The sequence below is a fragment of the uncultured Bacteroides sp. genome, from assembly GCF_902472605.1.
Classification (GTDB): Bacteria; Bacteroidota; Bacteroidia; order Bacteroidales; family Bacteroidaceae; genus Phocaeicola.
On sequence record NZ_CABROP010000032.1, the window covers coordinates 25,820 to 40,501 of the forward strand.

Below are 14,682 nucleotides of genomic sequence, written 5' to 3' on the forward strand. Positions count from 1 at the left end.
ACCAAAAAAAGCCAGACCGGAAAGTCTGGCTTTTTTATTGAATGAATCGGGTTATCGGATAATGGTCATTTCCTTGAGCAGATGGCCTGCACCCGCAAACTTGTCGATGATGAACAAGGTGTAGCGGATGTCCACGCAAGCGGCCCGTTGCAGTTGAGGATTGTAGGCGATGTCGCCTGTCAAGCCTTCGTAGTTGCGGTCGAATGCCGTACCGATGAGTTCTCCTTTCGCATTGAAGACCGGAGAACCTGAGTTACCGCCCGTGTTGTCGGTGGCAGTGGCAAAGCAGACCGGCATGCGTCCGTCGGGCATGGCGTAAGGACCGAAGTCTTTCTTTTCATACAGTTCCTTCAGTTTGGCCGGTACCACAAATTCCGGATTGTTCGGGTCTTCTTTTTCCATTACCCCTTTCAGGGTCGTATAATACAGGTATTCTTTTCCATCGGCCGGTTCGTAAGAACCGATTTTGCCGTAAGTCAGACGCAGGGTCGAGTTGGCATCCGGATAGATAGGCTGTCCGTGTGCCTTTTTCAGTTGTAGCATACCTGCCACCCAAGTCTTGTGGGCCGCATTGTAGGCATTGGTCTCTTCCTGCATGGCATCGCTTGTCGCCTGGTAACCGTCGCGTACGGATGCAGCGTATTTCACCATCAGGTCGTTCTCCAGTTGAGCGGCATCCGGATGTGCCAGAAAGGCTTCCAGTGCTTCCGGACTTCTGAAGATAGACCGGTCGAAGCAAGCGTCTACAAAGGCATCCGTATTTCCCTGGAAGTCCTTGTCGATGGTCTGGAAAATGTCAATCCGTTGGGCCGCCGGAATCAGTCGGGCATACAAGGCGATGAGCTGTTTGGATACCTTGCGGTCCACTTCCGGATTGTAGTCCTTGTTGAAGAACTTCTTTCCGGCTTCTCTCAGGTCGGCTACCGCTTCGTCAATGTCTTTCTGTTTCTGGCCTTCCAAGGCTGCTTTCAGTGCTTCCGTATCCGGCACTTTGAAGAATTCCGTACCTAACATCAGGGCCTCGTAGATGGCTTGTTGGTGATAGATTGCCTCATGACGCTGTGCCACAATCTGCTTGATGGTCTCGTAAGCTTTCCGGTAGCTGTCGTTGCCGATGGAGTCGCCGAAGGCCAGCAGTTGCTGCTGTTCCCGTTTCTTGCGGTCGAGCACCTTCAGACGTACCAGTCCTTCGTTCATGCCGATGGCGTTCTTCCAGTAGTTGGCCGATGAAGCATATTTGGCTGCATACTGGATGCGCGTGTGCGCGTCCTTGGCCATTTCTTCGCCCAACACCCGCAAGCGTACGCCGCGGATGGTGTCGCGCATGAAGTTGGTAGTCTGCATACGTTCTTCCACTTCGTCGCTGATCATGTAGCGCCAGTTGCGTCCGGGGAATCCCATGACGAACGTGAAATCACCTTCTTTCACCCCTTTCAGGTTGATGGCGATGTGTTTCTTCACTTTCAAAGGCACGTTATCCGCACTGTATTCAGCCGGTTTGCCGTCCTTGTTGGCATAGATGCGGAAGATAGAGAAGTCTCCGCAGTGACGCGGCCACATCCAGTTGTCGGTGTCCGCTCCGAACTTTCCAATGGAAGAGGGAGGAGCTCCCACCATGCGCACATCCTTGTAGGAAGTTTTGACAAACAGGTAGTATTTATTGGAACCGTAGAACGGTTTCAGTTCCAGGGTAGTGAACTCGTCGGTACGGATGTGCTCTTTCTTGGCAAACTTTTCGGCCACTCCCGCCAGGAAAGACGGAGAAAGATAATTCGTCCCGTCCGGGTCTTTCGACTTCTTCAGCTGTTTCTGCACGTATTCCGTCACGTCGAGTATCCGGTCGATGAAGGTCACGTTCAGTCCTTCGCAAGGAAGTTCCTGTTCCCGGGTCATGGCCCAGAAACCGTCTGTCAGGTAGTCATGTTCCACCGAGCTGTGCTGTTGGATATACCCGTATCCACAGTGGTGGTTGGTCAGTACCAGTCCTTCGGAAGAGATGACTTCTCCGGTGCATCCTCCGCCAAAATGTACCACCGCATCTTTCAGGCTGACATTGTCGGGACAGTACACCTTGTCGATGGCAATGTCCAGTCCCAAGTCCTGCATCACAGCCGCATTCTGCTGCTTCAGGTCGGTCAGCATCCACATACCCTCGTCCGCATGAGCGGCGAGGGTGAATGTGGCAAATAAAGTGAGTAAAATTTTATGCTTCATTATTCTACGATGGTCATTTCGTCAATCAGGTTCTTGCAACCACCCAACTTTTCTACAATGAACAGCACGTAGCGGATATCTACGGCGATGCAGCGCTGGAGGTTGTTGTCGAAGTTGATATCGCCGGAAAGAGATTCCCAGTTGCCGTCGAAGGCCGCTCCAATCAGCTCTCCGTTGCCGTTCATCACCGGAGAACCAGAGTTACCGCCGGTAATGTCGTTGGTGGTCAGGAAGCAGGCCGGCATTTCGCCGTTCGGCAAAGCATAGCGTCCGTAGTTCTTGGTGGCGTACAGCTCTTTCAGTTTGGCCGGTACCACGAATTCCGGATTGTTCGGGTCTTCTTTTTCCATTACCCCTTTCAGGGTAGTGTAGTATTTGTAGTGTACACCGTCTTTCGGGTCGTAAGATTTCACGTTACCGTAAGTCAGACGGAGAGTGAAGTTGGCGTCCGGTGCTTTCGGAGTCGGTGCGTACATTTCGCAAAGACCGCGTACGTAGGTTTTGTGCAGCAGGTTGATGTCGCCGTTAGCCTTGTCCAACTGGTCGGCCAGTTCCTTGTATTTCTTGGTGACAGCATTGGCATATTCAGCCGACAAATCTTTCTCAATGGCTTCTGCGGTCGGATTTTCGACGAACGCATTGAAATTCTTTTCGTTGGCAAAGATGCTGTTGTCGTAGAGGGCATTTACATACGCATCATAATCGCCTTTGAAGGTCGTTTCGATGGTCTGATAGAAGTCAGGCAGGGCTGCTGCCGGTACCTTTTCAGCATACAGCGGAATCAGGGCTTTGGCCACTTTCCGGTCTACTTCATGGTCGTAATCCTTGTTGTGGATATCGGCGTAGGCTTCCTTCAGGGTTTCGATGGCTGTTTCGATGTCTTTTTTCTTGTTCTTTTTCAGTGCGGCAGCCAGATCCTGCAGGGCTTTCATCTTGGAGCTGCGTGCGAATTCGATACCGCCTCTGAAAGTTTCAGTGAAATAAGTCAGCTGTGTACGGAGCGGAGTCACGCGTTTTACGTACTCATCAATCTTACCGACTACAGCTTGATAGTCTGCATTCTGTTTTTCTTTGGCAAAAGCAGCGAATTTAGCTTCCTGTTCAGCCTTTGCTTCCAACACGTGGTTGTCTACGATGGCCTTGTTCATACCGATGGAGTTTTTCCAGTAGTTGCTGGAACCGGCAAACTTGCTGGCATACTGGATACGTACCTTGTCGCTGGCTGCCATTTCCTTGCGGAGAATATCCTGGCGGGCTTCACGTACGGTGATGCGCGGAATGTTGGTACCTTCCATGCGCAGACGTACTTCGCTTTCGGTCAGGTAACGGCTGGTGCTTCCAGGGAATCCCATGATCATGGCATAGTCGCCTTCCTGCAATCCCTTCAAAGAGATGGTCAGGTACTTCTTCACTTTCAAAGGCACATTGTCCTTGCTGTAGGCAGCCGGGTTTCCATCTTTGTCGGCGTAGATACGGAACATGGAGAAGTCGCAGGTGTGACGTGGCCACATCCAGTTGTCGGTTTCTCCACCGAACTTACCGATAGATGAAGGGGGAGCAGCTACCATACGGATGTCGCTGTAAGTCTTGATGAAGAACAGATAGAATTTGTTTCCGGCATAGAAAGGAAGTGCCATGGCAGAAATACCGGGTTTTCCTTTCAGGTCACTCTTTTTCAATTCTTCGTCTGCCAGTTTCTTGAGGTACTTGCTTCCGAAGGATTCCGTTTCACTGATTTTGCCTTTCTGGATGTCTTGGTTTACTTTGTCGGTCACATCCACGATGCGGTCTACAAACTTGAAGGTCAATCTCGGGGTCGGCAGTTCTTCCTGATAGCTCTTGGCCCAGAAACCGTCGGTCAGGTAATCGTGTTCCACGGAACTATGTTGTTGGATGGCACCGTAGCCACAGTGATGGTTGGTCAGAATCAGTCCGTTGGGAGAAATGATTTCGCCCGTGCAACCACCTCCGAAGATTCCTACAGCATCCTTCAAGGTAATCTGGTTCGGGTTGTAGATTGCCGTGATGTCCATTTTCAAGCCTTGCGCTTTCATTCGGTCGGCAAGGTTCTGCTCCTGCATGAGTTGGAGCAACCACATTCCTTCGTCGGCTTTCGCCGGAGAGAAGACGGCACAAATAAGTGCGAGTGCGAGTACTTTTAGCTTTTTCATATTGTGATGATGTTAATTCAAGAGCACAAAAATAGCAAAAAAACGTATATCGTTTTCATCTGCTTACATTAAAAGGTAATAAACCACTATCTTAGTATAAATTTTGATAATTTATTTCGGCTCATCCTTGAAAGATTATACCTTTGTCCACAAATTTAAACGGTTGCAGCATGTATAAACTTTATTTTTTTCTGTTGTGTGCACTGCTCTGCACTTCTTGCAGTAAGAAATATAAGATAGAAGGTACTTCATCGGTTTCAATGTTGGACGGCAAAATGCTTTTTATAAAAATCCCGGTGGGTGATAGATTGGTCAACATTGACTCGGCTGAAGTGATTCATGGCTTATTTGAGATGCAGGGGAAAGTGGATTCTACCGTACTGGCTTCTTTGTATATGGATGATGACTGTATTATGCCTTTAGTGATAGAACCAGGACATATTGCCATACAGATTGACAATGCGGGGATCACAATTAAGGGGACTCCGTTGAATGATTGTTTCAATGATTTCGTGATGCAGAAAAATTCACTGGATGATCGTGCATACGAAGTGGAACACGAAGAAAGTCGGATGATTATGGACGGAAAAGATTTGCAGACCGTTCATGAAGAAATCCAGAAAAAACGAGACCAGCTGTCGGAAGAGATGAATCAGCTGACCAAGACTTTCATTCAGGACAATTACGAGAATGTACTGGGTCCGGGAGTCTTTCTGATGTTGGGCAACAGCCTGCCTTATCCGCTTCTAACCCCGCTCATGCAGGAGATTATAGAAGGGGCGCCCGACTCGTTCAAGAACAATTACATGATACAAGAGTATGTGTCGGTGGCGCGCGAGAATATGTCGCATGCCCCTTTTCATTAAAAAAATAATCGGGTAGAAAGAAACCGCTTTCTACCCGATTATTTTTTTATGCTCTTTTCTTTTCCTTATTTTCTTCCTTTGTATTCTTCCGGCAGTCCCTTTTCGATGGCCTGGTAAGATTCTTCCATCAGCAGGGCAAGGTTTTCCTGTCCTTTGCCTTTCGGATAAATAGGTTCATGGATGGTCAGTTTCAGCGGATGCCAGGAAAGCAGTTTGCCGGTACGCGGCAGAATGTTGAATGAACCGTTGATGGTCATGGGAACTACAGGCAGTTGCAGCTGGTCGGCCATGAGGAACGCGCCTTTCTTGAATTCATTCATGTGCCCCGTGAAAGTTCTTCTTCCTTCCGGGAATACCACGAGCGAAGTACCTCCCTGCAAAATCTTTTCCGCCCGTTTGATGGTTTCGTACACTTTTCGCGGACTGGATTTGTCGACGAAGATGAAGCCGGCCGATTCACAAGCCTTTCCCACGAAAGGAATGTTGCGCAAGCTTTTCTTCATCATCCACTTGAAGTTCCGTCCCAAGAATCCGTAAATCAGGAAAATATCGAAAGCTCCCTGGTGGTTGGCCAGAAACACGTACGAGGTCTTGTGGTCGATATGCTGATGGCCTTCTACCTTGACGGGGATTAAAAACAGGAAACAGGTAAGCTGCGACCATATCTTGCCAGGATAATATCCCCAAAAATGGCCGTTCCCGAGCCAGCATCCCAACATGGTGATGAGTGCCGTCAGAATGGTTAATACGATAAAAATGGGTAGTCCGATACAGATTTGGTAAATGATGTATAAGAATCTCATAATTTGATAGAGTTATTTTGAGGGTTATTTGAATATGCTTTTTTCAAGGTGATGACCGTGATTTCCGGCCAGGCTCCCAACCGCATGGGGAAGAGCACATAGCCCAGTCCGATGTTGACATACAGTCCGCGAGGGCCTTCCAGATACAATCCCCGGTGTTCCGGATAGATGAACCGAGACACGGAGAAACCGAACAGGCTGATCTGCATGTCGTGGGTGTGTCCCGACAAGGTCAGCTGCACGGAGGTGTCAGGCAATACTTTCCGCCGCCAGTGGGTCGGGTCGTGGCTCAGCAGCACCGTAAACATGCCTTCGGTTCCTTTCAAGGCTTTCGGCAGGTCGCCCCGGTCGGGGAAGGGAGGTTTACCGCTGTTTTCCACTCCCGCCAAGGCGAGAGAGTCTTTCCCTTTGTAGATGATGTGCGAATCATTCAGCAGCATGTGCCAGCCCATACGGCCTTCACGGGCAATCAGGCTGTCCACATTGGTCAGACGGGCCTGTTCGTTTTCCCATCGGACATACGTCCCGTAATCGTGGTTTCCCAAGACGGAATACACGCCGTCGGGCGCTTTCAGCTGGGAGAATATCGGCATGAACTCCAACAGTTCATCGGCCCGGCTGTTCACCAGGTCGCCGGTGAATACGGCCAAGTCAGCTTTTTGTTGATTGCAGAGGTCGATGGCTTTCTGGAGTGCTTTACCGTCCCCCTTCCAGCTTCCGGAATGGATGTCCGAGAGTTGCAGGATGCGGTAGCCGTCGAAAGCCTCCGGAAGGTCGGGCGAACAGAACGTCACCTCCTTCACCTGAAAATATTCCTTGCCTTTGATCGCTCCGAACAAGATGTATCCCAAGATAAGTACCGCGGGCACCAAGGAGATGCTGCCGTGAGGCAGGTGGCAGCGGAAAAGCTTTTGGAGCAGTCTCAGCAAAATGCTGACCAGCATGAAAATCGTTTTCGGGATGGTGACACACAAGGCCACAATCAGGTACGTGCCGAAGTAGTCATGCAGTGAGTTGTGCCCGATAAGGAATACAATCAGCACGGCAATCAGGACGAGGGTAAGCCACCAGAATTTTTTCTTCCATTTCCGGTACGGTCCATCCGACAGATAGGTCTTGCAGATGTACCAGTCGGGTAGGAGGAACAAGGCCAGAAACAGAAGGGAAACTCTTAGTAGAATCATATGGCTGGATTTGAATAGGTTAGGATTGTAAGTTGGCGGCCAGGTATTTCCGCAACACATCGGGACTCATTTCCCGTCGTGCGGCATAATCCATGAGCTGTTCCTCGTCGATTTTTCCCACGGCAAAATAGCGGGAGGCTGGATGCGCGAACATCAGTCCGCATACCGACGCATGCGGCTGCATCATCCCGTTCTCGGTGAGGCGGATGCCGATGCGTTTCATGTCGATGAGGCGGTCGAGCAGGAAGCTGACCGAAATATCCGGCAGGGAGGGATAGCCCACGGCAGGACGGATGCCCTGATAATCTTCGTTCAGGAGCTGCTTCATGGTGAGGTGCTCGTCTTTGGCATAGCCCCAGACTTCCTTGCGCACGGTTTCGTGTATCTTTTCGGCAGCTGCTTCCGCCAGACGTTCTCCCAGCGTCTTGATGAGCAGAGCCTGGTAATCATCGTGCAGGAACTCTTCTTCCATGGCCGGGTCGATGGTGGTGGCAAATCCCCCCACCGTATCCTTGATGCCCGATGAAAGCGGGCGTACAAAGTCGCTCAGGCAAAGAAACGGGTCGTCGGGACGTACACGGGTCTGCTGGCGGAGCAAGGGGAAAAAAGTTCCATCCAAGATCAGGTTGTCGCCGTCGGCATTGGCCTCCATGAGGCGGTAGATGGCATAGACGTGATATTTCCCGTCGATGTGGTTGAGCATGCGCACGGCCTCCTTATGCAATTGCATGGCTTCGGCAGCCTTGGCACGGTCGGATTCCGGAAACGAAGCCAGCCAGCCGGCCCGGCAGGCATCACAGCCATGAATGTCGGCAATGGTGGCAAAGCGAGGCTGGAATCCCCACGCGTGGAAAAAATAAATCCAGTTGATGTACTCGGCCAGGTCGTGTATGTCGTATTGGACGGTGGTGATGTCTGTTTTCATACGGCTTTTCTTATCGTTCAAACTTCAGGGCTTGTCCGCGGTGAGCTTTGTCCACTTTTCCATTCTCATAAACCACGGCCCCGTTGACAAATGTTTTCTCTACTTTTCCGTGGAATGTGCGTCCTTCCATCGGACTCCAGCCACATTTGCTTTCAATGCAGTCGGGCGTGACGGTCCATTCCTTGTGCGGATTCAGCAGCACCAGGTCGGCCTGATAGCCCGGACGGATGAAACCTCTCCGGCTGATTTGGAAAAGCTGGGCAGGGGCGTGGCACATTTTCTGTACCAGTTGCTCCATCGAAAGCAAGCCTTCGTGTACCAGTTCGTAGATGCTCACCAGCGAGAACTGCAGGGTAGGCATGCCGGATACCGCTTTCAGCGCACCGCCTTGTTTCTCCGACAGCAGATGAGGTGCATGGTCGGTGGCAATCACGTCAATCAGGTTCGTGGTCAGTGCCTTTCGCAGGGCATCGCGGTCGGCTTTCGTCTTGATGCTCGGGTTGCATTTGATGCGGGCGCCCAGGCGGGCATAGTCCTCGTCGCAGAACATCAGATGCGATACGCAGGCTTCTGCTGTAATCTTCTTTTCAGTCAGCGGACGGTCTTCAAACAGACTCAGTTCACGTGCCGTACTGATGTGCAGAATGTGCAGGCGGGCTCCCGTTTCCTTGGCCAGTGCCACGGCCAGTGAGGAAGAACGATAGCAAGCCTCCTCATCCCGTATCAGCGGATGGAAAGAGATGTCGAGGTCCTCTCCGTATAATTGTTTATAGTGTTCGGTATTCTGACGGATGGTATTCTGGTCCTCGCAATGCGTGGCAATCAGCATACCCGCTTCCGAAAATATCTTTTTCAGTGCCTCCATGCGGTCTACCAGCATGTTGCCCGTGCTGGCCCCCATGAAGAGCTTCACGCCGCACACCCGGGTCTTGTCCAGTTCCTTGAGCAGGTGCGTGTTGTTGTTGGTCGCTCCGAAGTAGAACGAGTAGTTCACGATGCACTTGGTGGCGGCATCCTGAAACTTGTTGTCCAGTGCTTCCAGGGTAGTGGTCTGCGGATTGCAGTTCGGCATATCCATGAAGGCCGTCACTCCTCCGGCAGCGGCAGCGGCTGTTTCAGAAGCCATATCCGCCTTCTGCGTCAGTCCCGGGTCGCGGAAATGTACATGGTCGTCTATCACTCCCGGCAGCAGGAAGCATCCCTCTGCGTCAATCTGTTCGTCACAGTCGGTAGCAGGTTTTCCGTCTCCTTCGATGATTTCCTGAATCTTTTCTCCTTCAATAACCACGGAACCGGCAAACCGGCGTCCTTCGTTTACAATGATTGCATGATGTATCCACGTACGTTTCATAAACACTTTTTTCAATTAGAGTTCTTGGGGTATTTCTTGAACCAGCTGTCCCATTTCAGCTGGATGACACCGAACACGGCTTCTCCGAAAATGCTGCTGTTCATCTTGGAAGTACCCAACTCGCGGTTGATGAAGATGACAGGAACCTCGGTAATGTGAAAACCGCATTTGTAGGCCGTGAACTTCATTTCAATCTGAAACGCATAGCCTTTGAAGCGGATATGGTCCAGATGAATGGTTTCAAGCACTTTCCGGCGGTAGCAGACAAAGCCGGCAGTGGTGTCGTGAATGGGTAGACCGGTGATGAATTGCACGTATTTGGAGGCAAAGTACGACATCAGTACCCGGCCCATCGGCCAGTTGACTACATTGACCCCGCTCACGTAGCGTGAACCGATGGACACATCGGCGCCGTCGTCGTGACAGGCCTTGTAAAGCCGAGGCAGGTCGTTGGGGTTATGGCTGAAGTCGGCATCCATCTCGAACACATAGTCGTATCCGTGTTCGATGGCCCATTTGAATCCGGTGATATACGCGGTGCCCAGTCCGAGCTTGCCTTTCCGTTCAATCATGAACAGGCGTTCGGGGAACTCGTTTTGCAGCCGGCGAACGATGTCGGCCGTGCCGTCGGGTGAGTTGTCTTCGATGACCAGGATGTGGAAACATTTTTCCAGTCCGAATACCGCCCGGATGATATTTTCGATGTTTTCCTTCTCGTTGTAAGTAGGAATTATCACAATACTGTCACTTGTCTGCATGGTATTTCTATATATGTCGTGCAAATATACGCATAAAATATGGATTCCTTTTCTTGGCAGGTTTTTTTCTTCACAGGAGTCCTGTTTTTGGGGAAGACCTCCCGGCTTGGGGAGGGCAGGCTTGTCGGGGTTGGCGGGGTTGCTACCCATTTTTTCAAACTTTATATATACAGGTGTGGAAACAAGTCATTTGAGTCTGTTTCCACACCCTACTATATAAAAGTTTACAAACTACCTGTCAACCCTGACAACCCCGACAAGATTTCCTTTCTTTAGTTAGTAAAATACTCTTGTAAGATTCTTTTTATCAGGCGCTTACGGGAAGTTGGCTTTTATGGTTTTCTCCTCTCTGGGTTTGTCATCCGTTTTTTTAATTTTATATATACGAGTGTGGAAACAAGTCATTTGAGTCTGTTTCCACACTAAGTCCCATGTGGAATTTGAGAGATTAAACCGGATGCGGACGGGAGTAAAAAATGTCATTTGTATTCCTATTCAATAGTGAGACATTTCAGTATAAGCAAGGCAGGTTGTGAATACCTTGGTATCTGTATCTATGTCAACCTAACAAGAAAGTTTGAATCGGAATTCAATAAGACTACTTTCTGTAATGTGGAACTAACTAAGAACAAGAAGACGTAAGTCATCATCAATGAAAAATTCGGATTTATAGACCGTAACAGGGGGCTCTGAATGTAATAGAATATTAAAAACTTAGCAGTTTAGAGAATGTGTATTTGTGTATCAATAATATGGTTGGATTTGTCGATGTGGATTAAGACAAGACCATCAATCGATTTCAGAATGGACTAAAAATGCGTAAGCAGTTTTGAATGTTCTTACTGATATATTTTATGTTGTCAACGATGTAATTCATTGATATGATTGTTCATTACGGTACAGATAAATATAAATCTATCTTTAGCGAGGACAAAGTGGCCGATGTAAAGAGTATGATGCAGAACTTTAATGAAATCAAAGTGTAACAGTAAACAATAGGACTTAGCTGTATGATTATGCCGGTAGTCGATGTCCTTTTGATAAACTACATCGGTGACCTACAAGGAGATTGCCGATGTAGCTAATAAGTATGATTGGGAAATTGAACATGGACAGAATGGTAGATTTCTCAATGTGATTCTTGCTGTGCTATAATGTAACTATTAATAGCGGATGCAACGAACTCTCCTAATTTTACAGGCACAGCATTTCCTATCATTTGTTCTAAATCACTTTTTCCTCCAATAAAAATGAAATCTTCAGGAAAAGTTTGTATCATACTGCGTTCTTTAGTTGTCAATGGCCTAACTCCAACTAAACTTTGTATAGGATCATTTGAATGTATCTTATAGCCATTGGGAATAGGGCGATTTACTCCTCTGATAGTTGGACTTGGTTCATTCACGCTAAAAATCCCCCTTCTTGCATAGCTCCTTGGATGTCTATAATAATAATTAATGTTTAAACGCTCTCCGAAATAATCTTTGACAGTCATTTCTTTGTCTGAAATTCTTTTTTTGATAGTTTCAAGCATAAAGTCATCTTGTTCTCCCCAATGCCCAATCATTATAAATCTTTTTCTTCTTTGAGGTACACCGCATAATGCTGCATTTAAGACTATTTGCGTTAATCCATATCCTGATTGTTTGAACATATCACGAGCAACTGCCAGTTTTGTAGATTTTGTTATGGTAGAAACATTTTCCATAACAAACCAAGCAGGTCTCAAAGCAGATATAATTTTAGCAAAGGAAATTGTCAAATCTCCTCTACCGTTATTTTCGTCTCTTTTGCCTGCACTACTAAAGTCTTGACATGGTGGACCACCAATAATCATTTCAGGCTGGTATTTTGCGATGTGTTTTATTGCTGTATCTTCATCCGATAAATTTACATTAAATATAGGATGTGTAAAATTAGCTTCATGAACGGCAATAGCAGGCTGCCAGTTATCATATGCAGCCACGACATCAAAGCCTGCATTTTCAAAACCTAAACTTAAACCACCACACCCACTAAATAAATCTACGACTTTCATATATGCTAATCAAATAATTCAGGACTATATACAATAACTGCATCAAAACGCCTTTCAGGACTTAGGAAATTTTGTCCACCTCCTAATATGATATTCTTTATTTCACTTTTATTAATTCTTGGATGGGTTAATTGTGGACTTTTCAATAACGCATAACTTTGTATTCCACTTATTGCAAAAGCTTTATCATTGGCAATATTGTATGAGTGTAATCTGACAATTCTTCTGTAGTCAAATTGTTCATATACAGCATAATCAAAAAGCATTAAGTATAGCCAAATAATAGTCCTCATAGGTCTATTTATCTTAGTCTTATCAGCTTCCTGCAAACAACACATTTGTATAACGGATAAATTTGACCACACAAAAACATCCAAACAGTCATTAGCTAATATGGCACTTCCTTTCACGGTTTTCCAAATAGGTTGGATAATTAGAGGTGTCTGTTTCTTTTGTAAATGTTGACTGACATTTAAAATTGCATTTAATATCTTGTCGTAGTGAGGTAAAACGGCATCAATTTCTTCCCAATGGTTTATTTGAGGTACGGTACCTAATAACTCTCGCAATGTATTTCTTCCTTTTGTGCCTGCAAAACAATTACATAAACTACATGCTAAAAAATTTATAGTTGGAGGACGTACTACAATTTCACTACAATATTTATCTTCTGATAAATTTTTGGTAGTGCTATCCGGTATTGCCGTTAATTTGACTTCTAATCCTATTAAACTCTCATTGGTGTTGCTATCAACCATTACCAAATCTATTTTCTCTCTTTCACCTATATAGAATTTTTCAAAACCGACATAACCAGCTTCGAAATTATAAAACGCATTTTGACTTAGTGGGTCTATTTTGAATAGTTCTGTCGCAGTTATTGAGGTATGTATGACATTGTTTTCTATATCTGTTTTAAGATATACAGGCTTAATCCCTTTATAACCCATATATGCAACTAATGATGCAGGAAAAGAACTATTAAACTGATTTTTACCCCAATACTTTTCCTGGGAATAATCTCTGTTAGAATTATTATGGTCTTGAGCAAATAAGCCAGGAGCTATTATCTTATTATCTGCCATATATATTTTTGTTTTACAATAAGTAAATTTTACACATTCACTTGTAGGATACCAGCAACTTTATAAAGGATTGGAATAGGTGATTATACTTTTATTTATCGTATGCAGATTGACTATATTAAAACTTTTACTCAATCTATGTGGCAATCTGTTTGGCTGATACCTATTTTTCAAAAAATCTTTGAATCTATGTCATGCGAGTTTTTATATAAATGCAAAGTTACACAATTTTATTGTGCAAACATCATAAAGCTATAAAATTCGCCTCAGTAAGTCACATTTTATGGCTTATTTTACCTTTTTCCTTTTTGGGGTCTTGTAATGTGTTGGTTTTCAATATTAATTATAAATTTCTTGATAATTCTTTTGTGCTTTTGGCTTCGTATCGTCATAAATGTGATGAATCATAAAAATAGTCTGTTAATTTATTATTAAAATGTTTGTCAGAAGGTTCATTCTTTTTTCTTCTTTGTTTTTTACCTAAAGCTATCTTATATCTTGTGTTACTATGATACATTATTATTTGTCATTTCTATAGTTTGTCGTTGACTATCAACACATAGAATGCTTCCATACCTTTCTATAAAAGTTTACAAACTACCTGACAACCCCGACAAGCTTTTTTCTCTTCAGCTGGTGGGTTCTCTTGTAATGTTCTTTTTATCAGTAGTTTATAAGGGATTTCCTTTTACGGTTTTCTCCATTCTGGAGATGACAGGTTTGACGGGTTTGTCACCCATTTTTTCAAACTTTATATATACAGGTGTGGAACTTCTAATTTTACATGTTCCACACCTGTATATATAAAAGTTTACAAACTACCTGACAACCCCGACAAGGTTTTCTCTTCAGTTAGGAAAATACTCTTGTAAGATTCTTTTTATCAGTAGTTTACGAGGAAATGAATTTTATGGTTTTCTCCATTCTGGGGTTGACAGGTTTGTCGGGGTTGACGGGTTGGCAGGCATTTTTATAACTTCTATATATACGGGTGTGGAAAAATATAAAAGTTGTATTTTTCCACACCCGTATATAGGAAGTTTAGAAAACCGGTGCCAACCCGTCAACCCGTCAAGGTTGGGATGGATTGGGGGGCTGGCTGTCCTGAAATGCAAGTGCGTTTTGCCTGAAACACAAGGACGTTTAGACTCAAACGCAAGTTCGTTTGAGTTGGAAGACAAGTACGTTTTACTTGAAGCGCAAGTGCGTTTTTTCGGATGCTGTATGAGAGGTGAGGTGTACTGAAAATAGTTGTCAGTTTTAAGATTAATTCCTGACTAAGTTGAC

Annotated in this window: 10 protein-coding genes; 1 reads left to right on the forward strand and 9 read right to left on the reverse strand. The window is 46.0% G+C overall.

What is annotated here, in order from left to right; translation table 11 throughout:
- Positions 1 to 51: 51 nt before the first annotated feature.
- On the reverse strand, positions 52 to 2,214 hold the full coding sequence (locus tag RDP42_RS08710) for a S46 family peptidase (protein ID WP_308763359.1): 2,163 nt from the start codon (positions 2,212 to 2,214) through the stop codon (positions 52 to 54).
- Positions 2,214 to 4,385: a S46 family peptidase gene (locus RDP42_RS08715; RefSeq protein ID WP_308763360.1), complete on the reverse strand. Its 2,172-nt coding sequence runs from the start codon at positions 4,383 to 4,385 to the stop codon at positions 2,214 to 2,216. Before RDP42_RS08715 ends, RDP42_RS08710 begins: the two co-directional genes overlap by 1 nt.
- 170 nt (positions 4,386 to 4,555) lie before the next feature.
- Between RDP42_RS08715 and RDP42_RS08720 the strand changes: the two genes are divergently transcribed.
- A complete protein-coding gene (locus RDP42_RS08720) occupies positions 4,556 to 5,251 on the forward strand; it encodes a DUF4369 domain-containing protein (RefSeq protein WP_204476498.1) in 696 nt (231 codons plus the stop codon).
- A gap of 65 nt (positions 5,252 to 5,316) precedes the next feature.
- On the opposite strand, the gene RDP42_RS08725 is transcribed toward RDP42_RS08720, so the two are convergent.
- The 7 genes from RDP42_RS08725 to RDP42_RS08755 all read right to left on the reverse strand — a co-directional run bounded on the left by RDP42_RS08725 (position 5,317) and on the right by RDP42_RS08755 (position 13,395).
- The gene (locus tag RDP42_RS08725) at positions 5,317 to 6,054 is read right to left on the reverse strand and encodes a 1-acyl-sn-glycerol-3-phosphate acyltransferase (protein WP_204476499.1); all 738 of its coding nucleotides are present in this window, start codon (positions 6,052 to 6,054) and stop codon (positions 5,317 to 5,319) included.
- On the reverse strand, positions 6,051 to 7,238 hold the full coding sequence (locus RDP42_RS08730; RefSeq protein ID WP_308763361.1) for a metallophosphoesterase: 1,188 nt from the start codon (positions 7,236 to 7,238) through the stop codon (positions 6,051 to 6,053). Before RDP42_RS08730 ends, RDP42_RS08725 begins: the two co-directional genes overlap by 4 nt.
- Before the next feature lie 19 nt (positions 7,239 to 7,257).
- Positions 7,258 to 8,163 (reverse strand): vitamin B12 dependent-methionine synthase activation domain-containing protein, encoded by a 906-nt coding sequence (locus RDP42_RS08735; RefSeq protein WP_308763362.1) that lies wholly within the window; start codon positions 8,161 to 8,163, stop codon positions 7,258 to 7,260.
- Between the two features lie 10 nt (positions 8,164 to 8,173).
- Entirely contained in the window at positions 8,174 to 9,514 is a 1,341-nt protein-coding gene (locus RDP42_RS08740) for a dihydroorotase (protein ID WP_308763363.1), read from the reverse strand.
- Between the two features lie 11 nt (positions 9,515 to 9,525).
- Complete coding sequence (locus tag RDP42_RS08745; RefSeq protein ID WP_204476517.1) at positions 9,526 to 10,272, reverse strand: polyprenol monophosphomannose synthase; 747 nt, start codon at positions 10,270 to 10,272, stop codon at positions 9,526 to 9,528.
- Positions 10,273 to 11,401: 1,129 nt separating this feature from the next.
- Positions 11,402 to 12,310, reverse strand: coding sequence for a DNA cytosine methyltransferase (locus RDP42_RS08750; protein WP_308763364.1), 909 nt, complete (start codon positions 12,308 to 12,310; stop codon positions 11,402 to 11,404).
- 5 nt (positions 12,311 to 12,315) lie between these two features.
- A complete protein-coding gene (locus RDP42_RS08755) occupies positions 12,316 to 13,395 on the reverse strand; it encodes a HindVP family restriction endonuclease (RefSeq protein WP_308763365.1) in 1,080 nt (359 codons plus the stop codon).
- Positions 13,396 to 14,682: the final 1,287 nt, after the last annotated feature.